This is a genomic window from Coleofasciculus sp. FACHB-712 (genome assembly GCF_014695635.1).
GTDB lineage: Bacteria > Cyanobacteriota > Cyanobacteriia > Cyanobacteriales > FACHB-T130 > FACHB-T130.
In genome coordinates, this window is the sequence record NZ_JACJOQ010000236.1 from 1 (window position 1) to 14,192 (window position 14,192).

Annotated in this window: 12 protein-coding genes; 7 read left to right on the top strand and 5 right to left on the bottom strand. The window is 48.7% G+C overall.

Translation table 11 applies throughout. From position 1 onward, the window contains the following. The first annotated feature begins 1 nt into the window (after position 1). Together H6F50_RS06820 and H6F50_RS06825 are read left to right on the top strand one after the other, a co-directional pair. Entirely contained in the window at positions 2-277 is a 276-nt protein-coding gene (locus H6F50_RS06820) for a MoaD/ThiS family protein (protein WP_190427830.1), read from the top strand. A gap of 113 nt (positions 278-390) precedes the next feature. After that, complete coding sequence (locus tag H6F50_RS06825) at positions 391-1,146, top strand: DUF2996 domain-containing protein (protein WP_190427832.1); 756 nt, start codon at positions 391-393, stop codon at positions 1,144-1,146. Between the two features lie 55 nt (positions 1,147-1,201). On the opposite strand, the gene H6F50_RS06830 is transcribed toward H6F50_RS06825, so the two are convergent. Then, positions 1,202-1,678: an NINE protein gene (locus H6F50_RS06830; RefSeq protein ID WP_190413137.1), complete on the bottom strand. Its 477-nt coding sequence runs from the start codon at positions 1,676-1,678 to the stop codon at positions 1,202-1,204. 233 nt (positions 1,679-1,911) lie between these two features. On the opposite strand from H6F50_RS06830, the gene acsF reads away from it, so the two are divergent. From acsF to H6F50_RS06845, 3 genes are all read left to right on the top strand, one after another. Then, positions 1,912-2,988: a magnesium-protoporphyrin IX monomethyl ester (oxidative) cyclase gene (gene acsF / locus H6F50_RS06835; protein ID WP_190413139.1), complete on the top strand. Its 1,077-nt coding sequence runs from the start codon at positions 1,912-1,914 to the stop codon at positions 2,986-2,988. A gap of 102 nt (positions 2,989-3,090) precedes the next feature. Then, positions 3,091-3,885 (top strand): hypothetical protein, encoded by a 795-nt coding sequence (locus H6F50_RS06840; RefSeq protein WP_242028922.1) that lies wholly within the window; start codon positions 3,091-3,093, stop codon positions 3,883-3,885. Between the two features lie 99 nt (positions 3,886-3,984). Beyond that, positions 3,985-6,180 carry an ATP-binding protein gene (locus H6F50_RS06845; protein ID WP_190427833.1) on the top strand — a complete coding sequence of 732 codons (2,196 nt, stop codon included), beginning with the start codon at positions 3,985-3,987 and terminating at the stop codon, positions 6,178-6,180. 144 nt (positions 6,181-6,324) lie between these two features. Here H6F50_RS06845 and H6F50_RS06850 read toward each other — a convergent pair whose 3' ends face one another. The 4 genes from H6F50_RS06850 to H6F50_RS06865 all read right to left on the bottom strand — a co-directional run bounded on the left by H6F50_RS06850 (position 6,325) and on the right by H6F50_RS06865 (position 11,812). Beyond that, a complete protein-coding gene (locus H6F50_RS06850; protein ID WP_190427834.1) occupies positions 6,325-7,926 on the bottom strand; it encodes an NAD(P)H-quinone oxidoreductase subunit 4 in 1,602 nt (533 codons plus the stop codon). Positions 7,927-8,069: 143 nt separating this feature from the next. Continuing rightward, positions 8,070-10,142, bottom strand: a complete 2,073-nt coding sequence (locus H6F50_RS06855) for an NAD(P)H-quinone oxidoreductase subunit 5 (RefSeq protein ID WP_190427835.1) — start codon at positions 10,140-10,142, stop codon at positions 8,070-8,072. Positions 10,143-10,504: 362 nt separating this feature from the next. After that, positions 10,505-10,846 carry a thioredoxin domain-containing protein gene (locus H6F50_RS06860; RefSeq protein ID WP_190413147.1) on the bottom strand — a complete coding sequence of 114 codons (342 nt, stop codon included), beginning with the start codon at positions 10,844-10,846 and terminating at the stop codon, positions 10,505-10,507. A 249-nt stretch (positions 10,847-11,095) separates the two neighbouring features. Further along, positions 11,096-11,812: an NnrU family protein gene (locus H6F50_RS06865; RefSeq protein ID WP_190413149.1), complete on the bottom strand. Its 717-nt coding sequence runs from the start codon at positions 11,810-11,812 to the stop codon at positions 11,096-11,098. Between the two features lie 299 nt (positions 11,813-12,111). On the opposite strand from H6F50_RS06865, the gene H6F50_RS06870 reads away from it, so the two are divergent. Then, positions 12,112-13,116, top strand: a complete 1,005-nt coding sequence (locus H6F50_RS06870) for a LysR family transcriptional regulator (protein WP_190413151.1) — start codon at positions 12,112-12,114, stop codon at positions 13,114-13,116. 111 nt (positions 13,117-13,227) lie between these two features. Then, positions 13,228-14,192 (top strand): serine/threonine-protein kinase (locus H6F50_RS06875; RefSeq protein ID WP_190427836.1); only part of this gene is annotated, 965 nt, incomplete at its 3' end.

Below are 14,192 nucleotides of genomic sequence, written 5' to 3' on the forward strand. Positions count from 1 at the left end.
TATGACAGTCAAAGTTCTCGTTCCGACTCCTCTCCAGAAGCTTACAAACAATCAAGCCACCATTGAAGGCAGCGGCAGTACGATTGGTGAACTGCTCGAATCCTTAGAGCAAAGCTATCCTGGCATCAAAGTGCGTTTGTGCGATGAAAAGGGCGAACCCCGCAGATTTGTGAATTTCTATGTCAACAGCGAAGACATCCGCTTTTTGGATGGAACTCAGACACCTCTGAATGAGGGTGATGAGGTGAGCATTGTGGCAGCGCAGGCGGGAGGCTGATTCCAAGTTAGGATGAGCAGTAAAGGATTTCAATCTCGAATCGAGATTGTTAATCCTACCTTCATCCATGCTGCATACATTCAAAAAAAATCACCAACTTGCGGATAAGTCCAATGGCAGAAGAAACGAATCACAATGACGCCGGAGAGGTGGCTCCTAGCACTGTTGACAAGCAGGCTCCTAGTGTTTCTGAAGAAAATGCTCCCAGTACGGATTCTGACGTAGCAACCGACATTCCTACAGCAAACGCACCCGCTCCAGAAGCTGTGAATCCGGAGGTGAATCCGAATGCGACTGGAGAAAAATCTTCGACAGAGGCATCAACCCCAGATGACTCGGCTCAGGTTCAAACAGATGTTAAAAAAACAGCTCAAGCATCTAAAGAGGATAAGCCAACGGGTGCCAAAGCTGCTAAAGCAGATAAGCCAGAAGCTGCCAAAGCTGCTAAAAAGGACGAGTCGCCAGAAGGGGATAAGCCAGCTGCTAAAGCGGCTAAAAAAGAGAAGGCACCTGCGGTAGAAGACAAGCCTTTTGTTGAGTTTATTCAACAAGACTATTTACCAGCTTTGAAAACAGCACTTGAAAAAAAGGGCGTCCAAAATTTAGAGCTGAAATTTGACAAGAAACCGCTTCAAGAAATCTCAGAATGCTGGCAAGTCAACGGGAGCTGGCAAGGGGGAAAGCGGAACTTTAACCTTTATTTTCCCGAAGAAGACATCCAAAAACAAAGAGCTTTTTCCTGTTTTGAAGGCTCTAAACCTAGTATCATTGAGCCTTTTTTGTGCGATGAGCGCAAGATCACGCTGGATTTAATGGTGTTTGGCGTGACGCAGCGGTTGAATGCTCAAAAGTGGCTGGAAAGAAATTAGTCGGGAAAGGTGAATTTCATTAGTCATTAGATAATTACTAATGACTAATGAGCCATTACAACTCGATAAATTCATAAATGACAACGCCAGTTTCTGGGTGATTGTCAACCATGACGTAGCCACTTTTGAGCATTTCTTTCAACGTGGCTTCTGCCTTGGCAAAACTTACACCTGTATCCATCACCGCTTGGGTAACGGAAAGTTTGCCACCTCTAGCAGCAGCGGCTTTCACAAGTTTAACCATTAGTTGATCGCGGGTAAGCTCTTGTTTGGTAAGCGCGATCGCAGGTGGCGATAGAGGTACGCCCGTGGATGATACTCCCAAGCGGTCTTGCAGCTTGGCGTTATGTTCTTCCACCATGCCGGGAATCAGGAATAAATCCACGAACTGCCCGACCCCAAACAAACCCCACGTAAACAGCCACAGCAGCCCCGTGCCAATCTTGCCATTGTACAGGCGATGCATCCCCGCTATCGGTGGGGACAAAAAACAGGCTAGCCAAAGAACATAGGCAGTCGAGACGTTCTTCATAAGATTCCTAGCGCTTCAGATGTCCTAACTTCAATCATAGGATTTTGTTCTTCACTCTTGCACCTAGGAATTGAGCAGCAAGAACTCTGAAGATGTCACAAAACTTGACAGCGTGTAGTAAGTCTTAACGTAACAAGTGCGATCGCTCTCGTGTAGATTGGTAGACTGGAACGCAAGCCTTTGAGTAAAGCGACGGAATCATAATAATAAGAGAAACAAGAGAGACAAAGAATATGGTGGATTCCCTCAAAAAACCCAGCTTTGAAGAATTAAGACCTGGGGTGAAAGTACCTGCGAAAGAAACCCTACTGACGCCCCGGTTCTACACCACCGACTTTGATGAAATGGCGAAGATGGATCTGTCGCCAAATGAAGATGAACTCAAGGCGCTGATGGAAGAATTCCGCGCTGACTACAACCGTCACCACTTCGTGCGGGATGCCGAGTTTGACCAATCCTGGGATCATATTGATGGGGAGACGCGCCAGTTATTTATTGAATTTCTAGAGCGTTCCTGTACAGCAGAATTCTCCGGATTCCTACTCTACAAAGAACTCGGACGCCGATTGAAGGACAAAAACCCGCTTCTGGCAGAAGGCTTTAACTTAATGTCGCGGGATGAAGCTCGTCATGCTGGCTTCCTGAATAAGGCAATGTCAGACTTCAATATGTCACTAGATTTGGGATTTTTGACCAAGAATCACAAATACACCTTCTTTAAGCCGAAATTCATCTTCTACGCGACCTATCTGTCCGAGAAGATTGGTTACTGGCGGTATATCACCATTTACCGGCACCTAGAAGCTCATCCCGAAAACCGCGTTTATCCCATCTTCCGGTTCTTTGAAAACTGGTGCCAGGATGAAAACCGGCACGGAGACTTCTTCGATGCCGTAATGAGAGCGCAACCCCAATTCTTGAATGATTGGAAAGCAAAGCTGTGGTGTCGCTTCTTCCTGCTGTCAGTGTTTGCGACGATGTATCTCAACGACATCCAGCGTTCCAAATTCTATGCCACACTCGGTCTGGACGCACGGGAATATGACATTCACGTGATTCAGAAGACCAACGAAACCGCAGGACGGGTGTTCCCAGTGATTCTGGATGTAGAGAAGCCAGAATTTTACGAGCGCCTAGAAGTGTGCATCAAAAATAATGAGAAGCTGGGTGCGATCGCAACCTCCAACACCCCCAAATTCCTGCAATTGTTCCAGAAGCTACCCCTTTATGCTTCTAATGCTTGGCAGCTGCTGCGCCTGTACCTAATCAAGCCGATTGATATGACTGCCGTGCAAGGTAAAGCCCGCTAATTTTGAGCATCTTCCCTCAACTAAAGTGGTTCTGCACTAAGCAGAGCCACTTTTTTTATCCTTATCAAAATTCCTCATAAATATAGAACTGACGCAACCCCCATGACGAAGACCTTTAGCATCTCGCGCCTCAGCCCGCTAGACGCACAGACGCTAACTTGCCTTTCTTTGCGCCTTTGCGCCTTTGCGCGAAACTCTATCCTGTTCGCAATCGGCACTTCTCTGATTTTGGGGATCTCGCCTACCCAGGCTCAAACCCAGACTCAAACCCAGCCGCCAGGAACGTCCAAGCCAGAGGCAAGCGAGTTAGATTTAAGTCCAGAAATGATTGAAAATAGCCCGGTTTTGCAGCGTTGGCGGCGAGACGTGCCGAATGTGCTAGAAGAAATTCGCAATGATCCCAGCTTTCGGACTAGGGTGCGCCTCGGTTACTCCCAGTTTCCTTCATCTGGGCAAGCCGGGGGAGTCAATATTGGTGTGGAGGATGTTTTTATTGGTCGCACCGGCTTAACCGTCAGTGGGGATTATCACACTGCGTTCAAGGGTCAGCGCGAGGCTTATGGAGCAGATTTACGGTACTACGTACTTCCTTTGGGTGGCTACGTTAATATCGCGCCCCTGGTGGGCTATCGACATTTGGAAACTGACCGATACTCAACAGATGGCTTACATGTGGGTGCGAAGCTGATGTTCGTTTTATCTCGCACTGGTGCAGCCGATATCTCCTTAACTCAGAGTTGGGTTGCTCCAGCAACGAATGAAGAAGTCGGAATTACAAAGCTTTCCGTCGGCTATGCCTTTACCCGCAACCTGCGCTTATCGACAGACATTGAGAAGCAAAATGCAAGACAACGCAAAGATAGTCGGGTTGGCGTCGTACTAGAGTGGATGCCTTAAATTAAATGTTTAGATAATTGAATATTGCAATGTTTAGGGCATTTCACCCTAAAAACCTCTAAATTTGAATGCCATTACAAAAAGAGCCTTTGCCGACCTATGAACGCCTCAGACAATTTAGAGCTGTTTGGGCTATTTTTGCAACATACACCCACTGCCGTAGCGATGTGCGATCGCCAGATGCGTTACTTGCTCGCTTCTCGTCAGTGGCTAATCGATTACGGGCTGGATGAGCAAAATCTGATTGGGCGATCGCATTACGAAGTTTTTCCTCACCTTCCCGACCAATGGCGGCACAAGGCTGAGCTAGTTTTATCTGGGGCGAGTTCAGGGGAGTTTCAGGAAAGTAGCTTTGTTTGCCCTGACGGTTCCTCGGTGCCGATAAAGTGGAGCCTGCATCCTTGGAAGCACCCAAGCGGGGAAAGGGGTGGATTGATCCTGTCGGCAGAGATGATCCAGAGTGAGGACTTTTTCCATTCCATCTACGAGGGCGTGGAAAACGCCATCTTTGTTTTAGATGTGGACGCACAAGGGGTTTTTCGCTACCTTAGCTGGAATCGACCGATAGCGATGGTTACTGGCATCAGTAGTGCCCAAGCGATGGGCAAAACTCCCCATGAACTATTTGGTTTAGAGTTAGGTAATTCCTTGCATGAGAGATATACAAAATGTCTCGTCGCAGGGGAATGTACTTTTTACGAGGATTGCATTCCCTTGCAGGGTGTAGACACTTATTGGCTAACGACTTTAACTCCACTGCGGGATGCTGCGGGTCGCATCTATCGAATTATCGGCACCGGAAGTAATATCAGCGCTCTCAAGCAGGTGGAAGAAGCGTTGCGGCAATCAGAAGCTCGGTTCCGAGAACTCGCGCAGCGAGAAGAACTACTCAATCGTCTTGCTAGTCAAATTCGCAGTTCGCTGGATCTCAATACCATCTTGGAAACAGCCGTGCAGGAAATCCGCAGGCTGCTGCAAATTGAGCAGTGCCTTTTCATGTGGTATCGTCCCAATGGTGAATCGGCAAGTTGGGAGATATTGCATGAAGCGAAGGTAGACAATTTGCCTAGCTTTCTGGGTTGCTATCCAGAGGAACCGACCAGTTTTCAAGTAATACAACTCTTAAACCGAGAAATCATCCATTTGGATAATATTGAAGCGTTAACCGACCCCAATTCACGGCAGTTCTTCCAATCGCTGGGGTACGTTTCTATACTAAATTTTCCGATAATGACTCGCACGGGCGAACTTGGTGTAGTTGCCTGCGGTCAATTTAGCAGTCCTCGAACTTGGCATGACGATGAAGTGGAACTGCTTTCAGCGGTTTGCGACCAAGTCGCGATCGCGATTAACCAAGCAGAACTTTATACTCAAACTCGCGAAGCCGCAGCGATCGCTCAAGCACACGCCACCCGGCTCGAAACCACGCTTCAGGAACTCCAACGTACTCAGTCTCAACTGGTTCAAAGTGAAAAAATGTCCAGTTTGGGTCAGCTAGTGGCTGGAGTCGCGCATGAAATCAATAATTCCGTTAACTTCATCTACGGGAATTTAGCCCCGGCGAGCGAATACACGCGAGACATTCTTGGGTTGCTGCAACTATATCAACAGCAATATCCCCATCCAACGCCAGAAATTCAAGACGAAATTGCCGCGATTGACCTAGATTTTCTCATCAAGGACTTGCCTAAATTACTTTCTTCAATGAATGTGGGGGCAGAGCGCATTTGTGAGATTGTGCGTAGCTTACGCAATTTCTCCCGCCTTGACGAAGCCGAGATGAAACTGGTAGATATTCATGAAGGCATCGAAAGTACGCTCCTAATTCTGCAAAACCGCTTCAAATCCAAACCAGATCATCCCCCTATCCAGCTAATCAAAGAATATGGCAACCTACCTAAAGTAGAGTGCTATCCAGGGCAGCTTAACCAAGTATTTATGAATCTTCTCACCAATGCAATTGATGCTTTGGATGAGTCTAACAAAAAGCGATCGCTTGAACAAATCAAAGCCGACGCCAGTATCATTCGGATTCGTACCGACGTGTTGAAAAATAACCGAGTCGCAATCAAGATTTCCGACAATGGGCCAGGAATGGCAGAGGAAGTCAGAAAGCGACTTTTCGATCCTTTCTTCACAACTAAGCCTGTCGGTATTGGCACAGGGCTTGGGTTGTCGATTAGCTATCAAATTGTGGTCCAAAAACACGGCGGTCAACTCAAATGTATTTCAGCGCCCGGTCAGGGAGCGCAATTTCTGATAGAAATTCCCCTGCATCCGCCATCACACATTTGATACTATTGCCGATGAATTCGTAATTTTTAACAAAAAGGGCGGATATTTAATTCCGCCCCAAAAAGGATTATTGATTATGAAAATTTAGCAAGCTGAAAACTCAAACATCAAGAAAATTTTTGCGATTTTTCACCTTTGAATTGTCTAGCGATTGCCGATTTCTGGTGCCCGCAACGACAACAGGGGAATATCCGCCTGTGCTTGGGTCGGAACCTGTCGCCCACTCGCCAGCGTCGGAACTGAACCTCGCAGTCGCTCCGTCAGCTGCAAAGTGGTTGCGTCGTAAATTTGAGTCAGGATTTTGGGGTACAAGCCAATGCCAATAATCGGCACCAACAGACAGGCGATGATGAACACCTCTCGTGGTTCCGCATCGATCAAGGCTTCGTGTTCCACTAATTCCTTATTCTCCGGCCCGTAGCAAATTTCTCGCAGCATCGAGAGTAGGTAAATGGGGGTCAGAATCACGCCAACGGCGGCTAGAAAGACCACCACGACCTTGAAAGTGGGGTTATAAGCATCGCTGGTCGCAAAGCCAACAAACACCATGATTTCTGCCACAAATCCGCTCATCCCTGGCAATGCTAATGACGCGAGGGCACAAGTCGTCCACATGGCAAACATCTTTTTCATCCTCAACCCGACGCCGCCCATTTCATCCAGCATCAGGGTGTGGGTGCGGTCATAAGTGGCTCCCACAAGGAAGAACAAGCTTGCCCCAATCAAACCGTGGGAAACCATTTGCAGTACAGCACCGCTCAAACCCAAGTCAGTAAACGTGGCAATTCCAATCAGCACAAATCCCATGTGGGAAATCGAGGAATAAGCGATTTTCCGTTTCAGGTTCCGTTGAGCAAAAGAGGTGAGGGCTGCGTAGATGATGTTGGTAACGCCCAAAATCACCAAAACGGGCGCGAACACGGCATGAGCATCGGGTAGCATCTGGGCATTCATCCGAATCAGAGCATAACCGCCCATTTTCAGAAGAATTCCTGCTAGCAACATATGCACTGGTGCAGTTGCTTCGCCGTGAGCATCTGGTAGCCAAGTATGCAGGGGAATAATCGGCAACTTGACGCCGTAGGCAATCAGAAACCCTGCATAGATCCAGAGTTGGAAAGTTAGGGGGTAATCCTTGGCAGCGATCGCCCTCATATCAAACGTCACGGTATCGCCGTAGAACGCCATCGCCAAGGCGGCTACTAAAATGAACAGCGACCCGCCAGCCGTATAAAGAATGAACTTGGTAGCCGCGTACAAACGCTTCTTACCGCCCCAAATTGCCAGCAGCAGGTACACCGGAATCAGTTCCAGTTCCCACACCAGGAAAAACAACAGCATATCCTGGACCGCAAACACTGCAATCTGACCGCCGTACATCGCCAGGAGCAAAAAGTAAAACAGCTTCGGCTTAAACGTCACGGGCCACGCTGCCAAAGTCGCCAGGGTGGTGATGAAGCCGGTAAGCAATACTAGCGGCATTGACAAGCCATCTACGCCCACCGACCACCTTAGGTCGATTTGGGGTACCCAGGAGTAACTTTCCACCAGTTGCAGACCGGGATTAGAAAAGTCGTACTGAGTATAGAAGGCATAAACCATCACCACGAAATCAATCAGCCCAATAATGAGGGCGTACCAGCGTACCGTCTTACCATCTTTATCGGGTATTAACGGAAGCAACAGGGATGCCGCGATGGGGAACAGGATGATAAAAGTCAGCCAAGGAAAATTAGCTGTATTCATGAGATATCAAATCGTGAGCAATAAGGTTTAGCTGTCAGCTATGAGTAAGTGTACTTAAAAAGGAAAAAGGAAAAAGTTTTCGGCTTTTTCCTTTTATCTTTTGTTGACAGCGGGTAGAAACACGCAGCGAGCGGTTTCTAAATTTAAGTCACACCAAAGACAATCACGCCCACTAGCACCGCCCCAAACACAATCAGGGCATAGAATTGGACGCGACCAGTTTCAAAGTATTTCAGACTTTCACCACTCAACAGCGTCGCTAAGCCGGTGAAGTTGACTGCGCCATCAACCACGCGGAAATCCACTTCCATGACTTGTCGCGCTAAGCGACGGCACCCTTGAACGAAGAGGGTGTCATAGATTTCGTCGAAATACCACTTGTTGAGCGACAGCTTGTAAAAGAAGGGGATTTTAGCAGCGATCGCAGCGGGATCGATCTTGCCTCTCAAGTACATCAGAGAAGCCAGAGTAATTCCAATCAAGGCAATTCCGACCGAATTACCCCCCATGATCAGAAATTCTGTCAAATCAAACTCAGTGGCTTTTTCCAGCACCTCAGTCAGCGGTTCGCCGGGGGCGTGAATGAATTCCTCAAAATAATTGTGGAAAGGCGTCCCAACCAAACCAATCAGCATCGACGGCACCGCCAGAACAATCAGGGGCAGCGTCATCGTCAGCGGCGACTCGTGCGGATACTCGCTATGACCGTGGTCATCATGGCTGTCATGGGCTTTGGAGGATAACTCTCTGGTATCCATCGCCCCAGGGCCAAAAGCGTATTCGACCTGGGGAGATTTAGCAGCCCCCAGTAGTTCCTGCTTGATGCCTGATTCATGCCCTCGGAATTTGCCCTCAAATGTCCGGAAATACATCCGGAACATATAGAAAGCAGTCATTCCAGCCGTCAGCCAGCCGACGAACCACAGCGCCGGATTTGCCCCAAAAGCGCTGCCTAGAATTTCGTCTTTCGACCAGAACCCAGCGAAAGGTGGAATCCCGCTGATCGCGAGCGTTCCAATCAAAAAGGTGAGGGAGGTAATCGGCATATACTTCCGCAGTCCGCCCATCATCCGCATATCCTGAGCCAAGGCGGGATCGTGACCTACGACTGATTCCATGCCGTGAATCACAGAACCAGAACCCAAAAACAGCATTGCCTTGAAGTAGGCGTGTGTCATTAGGTGAAATAGGCCGGCAGTATAGGCACCGACGCCCATTGCCATTACCATGTAGCCCAGTTGGGACATGGTGGAATAAGCGAGACCCTTCTTGATGTCGTTTTGGGTAATGGCAATAGTTGCCCCCAAAAATGCAGTAAAGGCACCCGTCCAGGCAATCACGTTCATTGCCACTGGGATGCCTTCAAACACGGGATACATCCGCGCAATTAGGAAGACGCCCGCAGCCACCATCGTTGCCGCGTGAATCAGGGCGCTGATGGGGGTAGGGCCTTCCATCGCATCTGGTAGCCAGACGTGCAACGGGAACTGAGCAGATTTTGCCACTGGTCCCATAAACACTAAGATTGCGAACAGAGCCGCAAGGCCGGTACTTAGGTAGCCTGATGCGACAAATGCTTGCAAGCGATCGCCGATTACGTCAAATTCAAAGCTGCCCGTCGCCCAGTACAGCCCCAGCATCCCTAACAACAGCCCGAAGTCGCCGACGCGGTTGACGACAAAAGCCTTTTGGCAAGCATCGGCTGCTGCCTTGCGGTCATACCAGAATCCGATCAGTAAGTAAGAACACATACCGACCAGTTCCCAGAAAATATAAACCTGTACCAAGTTGGGGCTGACCACCAAACCCAACATGGAGGAACTAAACAGGCTCAGATAGGCATAGAAGCGCACATACCCCGGATCGTGAGCCATGTAGCCATCGGTGTAAATCATCACCAGGAAGGCAACTGTCGTCACGATGACCAGCATCAGGGCCGTCAAGTGGTCAATCGTGTAGCCCATATTCAGGTGAAAATTCCCCGCGGCTGCCCACTCCAGGGTACGGGTGTAGGTAGCATGACCTTGAATTTGACTCCAGAGCAGCGCCAAGGAGAAACCCATCGCCATCCCTAGCAGGGAGACTATAACCACGGCATTTAACTGCCGCAGACTGTTGGTAAATCGATTAATCGAGATTAGTCCCAGACCGACCAGCATCGCCCCAGCTAGCGGCAGGACTGGGATGATCCAGGCATACTGATAGAGCAGTTCCATCACTGACGCCTACTTTATATTTCTTAACTAACTTGGTAAGACCGTTTACATTGTGACACAGACGGTCTCTAAAGTATTTATAACTAACAGTTTAGACAGCCAGAAACTTGTCAGCCAAAAATTAAACCCACCGATAGAGAGAATCGGTGAGTTTAAGAACGGGTAAAACGTTGCATTCAGGTTGAACAGTTACAAGCAGCGAAAAAATTGATCGGGATTTACGCACTGAAAGCTTGAAACCGAGATCCCCCGAACCCCCCTTGAAAACGGGGAACCGGACAATTCCCCACTTTATCGGCGGATGTAAAGGGGATCTCTGCGTCAGTCCTATTTATCTTGGATAGGAGCAGCTATCTCCAACTTCAGGCAGAATTTGGCAAATAACTTACCATAATTTTTTCTAATGCCATGCGTAAATCATCCCGCCCTTGAAAGCTATCAATGCGGTGAACTACCTTGCCGTTTTCAATCAGAACGATCGTGGGTAGAGTCTGGAGGCGATAAGTATTCGCCAGTTTTAAATTTTGATCGGCATTAATTCCAACTAATTTGACTTGTTCGCCCCATTCAGATTGAACTCTAGTCAGGAGGGGGTTAATTAGCCGACATAATCCACACCAGGGTGCCCAAAAATGAACTAGGACTGGGGTGGAAGATTCTAAAACTTCTTGTGTAAACGTCCGTTCGTTAACAGAAAGCACCATGATCCCTCTAGTTTTATTCGCTTTTACTATTGAAAGTCAGCCAAAAGGAGGAAGTGGAACAATAAACAATGAAGTAAAATCCTTCAGCTTACTCTAGCGCAACTGGTATGCCAGTGCGTATCTACTACGTCTAGGCATCTATGGGGAAGCTAAGGCGGTAGAACCAGAGCGTAATTAAGCTGAAAGTTATTTGGAATCATGCTACATCCATTTGGGATCGCGTGGCTCAGCATAATTGCGGAACTCACACTACCATCTGACAACACCTGTCGCCTGGATCAACCAGGGATGCGCCCACCACAACAGCAGAATGAAAGCAGTGACCCCCAGATACGCAGGGCGGAGAAACTCTTGCCATTTTAGGGTTTGATGCCCTTCCAGGAGCGCCTGGAAGGGGACAACAGAGGTGCGAGCTTTCACAGCCTCGAAAGCTTCCCCATAGCGAGCCAAGAGACGGCGATCGCCATGCCAAACTGCGAATAAATGATGCAGCACTAGCCCTACTGAAGTTAAGAGGGTAAAAGTTGTGCCGACCCAAAGCGTATGAGCAATACACCAAATCACCTGTCCAACCATTTGGGGATGCCTGGTGATGCGGATAATGCCGGTTTCGTAAAGATGCACTTGAGGCTTTTCGATGGCAGCAATTTCTAGCAAGTTGAAAGTTGCTGGATAAAGAAACAGAAATGAGATAGCCGAAAGCACCCACACCACCGACTGAACGCCGGGGACGCCCTGAACTTGCCACAGTTGCAGCCCATCATAACGATGATTAATGAAGTAAACGATCAACACCACTGCTAGAGGAAGACTGACGAGGGCAAATAAGATGCGGTAGAGGCGGGGGCCGATTTTTTTTTCGCCCCAAGGACGCAGTGCAGCGAGACCACTGTGAGCGATCGCAAACCCAAAAAGCAGTCCCAGCATTATGTAGTGGCTAGGAGTCAAAACGCGAAAGAAATTCATAAACTTTTACGTAATTTCCAGTAGAAAATAGACCCCCCAAGTATTCCCTGAGAGACTTGATCTCGTGTTGTGTTACTGTCGATGACTGAGAGGCTTTACAACGAAGTGGGCTATCAATCGCTTGAGTCCAGCCCCATCTCTCGCAAGAGAGCGCTTAGCGATCCTTCGGTCATTGGTGATGGGTCATCGGTCAAATGTCAGCAGTAACCAACAACTGACAACTGACAACCGACAAAAAGCTAACAGATCGCCGAGCTTTATGCCTCAGTCGCTCCTTTCCCTTTTCAGGTAAAGCCTGTATGTCTGACCTTCCTTTCACTTTAGACCAACTCCGCATTCTTAAAGCGATCGCCGCCGAGGGAAGCTTCAAGCGTGCCGCCGATAGCCTGTACGTCTCGCAACCCGCTGTCAGCCTCCAAGTCCAAAACTTAGAGCGGCAGTTGGATGTGCCGTTGTTTGACCGGGGAGGACGCAGGGCACAACTGACGGAAGCAGGGCACCTACTTCTCAGCTACGGCGAAAAAATCTTGACGCTTTGTCAAGAAACCTGCCGCGCCATTGAAGACTTGCAAAATCTCCAGGGTGGCACCCTGATTATAGGAGCTTCGCAGACGACAGGAACTTACTTACTGCCCCGAATGATTGGGATGTTCCGCCAGCAGTATCCAGATGTAGCAGTACAATTACACGTTCACTCGACGCGCCGCACGGCGTGGAGTGTCGCCAACGGGCAAGTTGACCTGGCAATCATTGGGGGAGAGGTTCCGTCCGAACTACAAGAAGCACTAAAAATTATTCCTTATGCTGAAGATGAACTAGCGCTGATCTTGCCAGCCTTACATCCCCTCGCCAAAATTGGGACTATCCAAAAAGACGATCTTTACAAATTGCAGTTCATTGCCTTAGACTCCCAATCCACCATCCGCAAGGTGATTGACCAAGTGCTGACTCGCTGTGGTATCGATACCCGACGCCTCAAAATAGAGATGGAACTTAACTCGATTGAGGCAATTAAAAATGCCGTGCAGGCAGGACTTGGGGCGTCGTTTGTCTCCCTATCGGCGATCGAAAAAGAGTTGCAAATGGGCATCCTCCACTACGCAAAAATTGAAGAGGTAGTGGTCAAGCGAATGCTATGGGTGATTGTGAACCCCAATCGCTACCGCTCCAAAGCAGCAGAAGCGTTTAGCCAAGAAATTTTACCCGCCTTTGCCTCCCCCGGATGGGGAAGAGAAATGGAAGCATCCACTCCAATCGAAGCCGATGGGTTCAAGGCAGCTGCTCCTAACTCCGCAGGCAGTTAATTCCAGTATTAGCCATCTGTTAGTTGCTAATCGCGAATGGAAGTATGGCTACTAGCTCTTAAACAATTAGCAATTAGCAACAATCGATTAGGATTTGACCAGTAACTCCTCATGGAAATTTACTGTACCCGTCCCGGCTGCCCTCGTCCCCTGAATTTTTTTGCCGATCTTGATGACAACAACCTTGTCAAAACGGTGCAGCAGAAGTATTGCACCGCCTGTGGAATGCAGCTGATTTTAGATGGTCGGTATCTATCGGCAAAGCTGTTAGGACGAGGGGGATTTGGTGCAGCGTTTTTGGCACGCGATCGCCGCACGCCTGGAATGCGCCGATGCGTCGTCAAACAGTTTCAGCCAGTGGGAGATTTAACGCCGGATCAGCTACAAATTGCCCAAAATCTATTTGCACGGGAAGGAGAAGTTTTAGAAGAACTCGGCAGCCATCCTCAAATTCCCGACTTGTTTGCTTTCTTTGATATCACAGTTCCCAGCATTCAACCGGGAAAACAGGACAAGTTTTTCTATCTGGTGCAGGAATTCATCGATGGGCATAATTTGGAAGAGGAACTGGCGCAGAAGGGGAAGTTCTCCCCAGACGAGGTGTTATTCGTGCTGCAAGAAATCCTCCCGGTGCTAAAGTTTGTTCATGATAGCGGCTCCATCCACCGAGATATCAAGCTTTCCAACATTATGCGCCATCGCAACGGTCGGCTTTATCTCTTAGATTTTGGTGCTGTTAAGCAGGTGACGAAGGCAACGCCTGGTGGATCGTCAACCGGAATTTATTCAATGGGATTTGCACCGCCAGAGCAAATGGCTGGGGGTCAAGTGTATCCTTCAACCGATTTGTATGCCTTGGCGGTGACTTGCATTATCCTACTCACGGGCAAGCAGCCAACCGAGTTATTTGATGTCTATACAAACCAGTGGAATTGGAGACCTCATGCGGGTGCGATCGCTACCGCAGCGGTAGCCAGTGAGTGGAATCGCTTCGCCGATATTTTAGACCAGATGCTCTTGAGTGCGCCGAATCAACGGTTTCAGTCTGCGGATGAAGTGCTGCACGCCCTGACTTC